The organism is Segatella copri (genome assembly GCF_003465495.1).
Classification (GTDB): domain Bacteria; phylum Bacteroidota; class Bacteroidia; order Bacteroidales; family Bacteroidaceae; genus Prevotella; species Prevotella copri_G.
Map to the genome: position 1 here is coordinate 1 of NZ_QSAV01000107.1, position 1437 is coordinate 1437.

Genomic DNA, 1437 nt, shown 5'->3' on the forward strand with positions numbered 1-1437 from the left:
GATTTCTGCTACTTGTTGCCGGGTGTAGAAGTGGGAAAACTTGCCGGCGTAGCCCGAACAGAGGCTCTGCTTGAGCTCGGGACACCGGTTGATCCATCTCACCAGCCGGTTGAGCGCTACCCTGGGGGTAGCGGTGGGAAAGTAGAGCATGGCGAGCTCTGCCTTCCCGTAACTTCTGTCTTCTATCATAATTTGTTCTTTTTAGTCTGTTTTTGTCAGTTGCTTCTTTCTTCTGCCTGGTAGAATAAAATCTCTCCGAATCATAAGAAAATCCCTCCGAAAGATACGGAAATATCTCCGAAAGATAAAAAAATATCTCCGAAGCAGAATTTCCTAAAATGGGAGATCTCCGGGCGGAATATTCTCGCTGCCATCCATCTTCTGGTTGTTCTCTATCTCGTCAGGACGCATTTCTATCACCTTCCAGCCGTTGCCCGTCTTGCGGTGAATCTTCTTGAATCCCAGCGCCTCCATGAACATCGAAATGTCCTTGTTCGACATCGACTGGCGGAAGGCGGGGTTCGTGCAGATGCGCTCCATCACATCACTCGCCGTAACAAACTTGCAGAACTCGGGCGGCGTATCGGCATCAGGAACACGGTAGAACTTGTTGATGCGCTCGGCTATATAGTTGTTTACACGGAAATAAAGATTGTGGCGCTGAATCTCCTCGTTCTCCTCCTTCGTAAACCAGTAAACCCAGTCGCAGGGCTCACCCTTGCGGCGCTTCTCTATCACCTCCTGAGCCAGTGCCACAGCCTGGGAGTAGATGCCCTCGTAATTGAAGGGGAAGTCGATGGGACTCTTGATCTTCTCGATGCGCCAGATGAGGAAACGGCGGTTCTCGTCATCATCGATGATATGAACCTCATTGCTCGTGGCACAGAACCCCGCATTGTTCTGCAAGATGCAGTCCCACTCGGCATAAGGGATTCGCATGCTGATGTTACGCTTCGTGATGTTGCTCTTGAAGGAATCCAGGTTCTTGCCGCGCAGACAACTGAACTCATCGAGACACACTATCGCCTTGCTGGCACACATCTGCAGGAAATCCTTGTTCTTGTAGTCGCCCGTAGAATCGTTGGCGAAATACTTGCGCAGATGGGGCGGCAGAAGATGGTCGAAAAACGTGGTCTTGAAGATGCCGCCCTTGCCTACGAAAACCATGATAGACTGGTTGGTGACATCGGGCCGAACCCAGCAAACCACCATGTTGACCAGCCATTTCCTGAAGGCATAGGCAAAATCCTCCTCCGTATGGCGGTAACCGCCTGTCTGCATCACGGTTACCCGATGGGCCAATTCAGCGATATAGTCAGTTTTTCGGTCCCATTTCGGCAGACTCTTCAGATATTCCTCCATGGGGTTGAATTCGGGACTGAAGTTACTTCTGATTACCGTATCCAGCTTTTTCTGGGTGGTACAGATGTTATCCAG

Annotated in this window: 2 protein-coding genes; both read right to left on the minus strand. The window is 50.7% G+C overall.

Annotated elements, in window-relative coordinates; genetic code table 11:
• The coding region (locus tag DWV53_RS15230; RefSeq protein WP_147468832.1) for a DUF4248 domain-containing protein at nucleotides 1-189 on the minus strand (189 nt) is incomplete at its 3' end.
• Nucleotides 190-333: 144 nt separating this feature from the next.
• A partial coding sequence (locus DWV53_RS15235; protein ID WP_301331699.1) for a VapE domain-containing protein occupies nucleotides 334-1437 on the minus strand: 1104 nt, incomplete at its 5' end.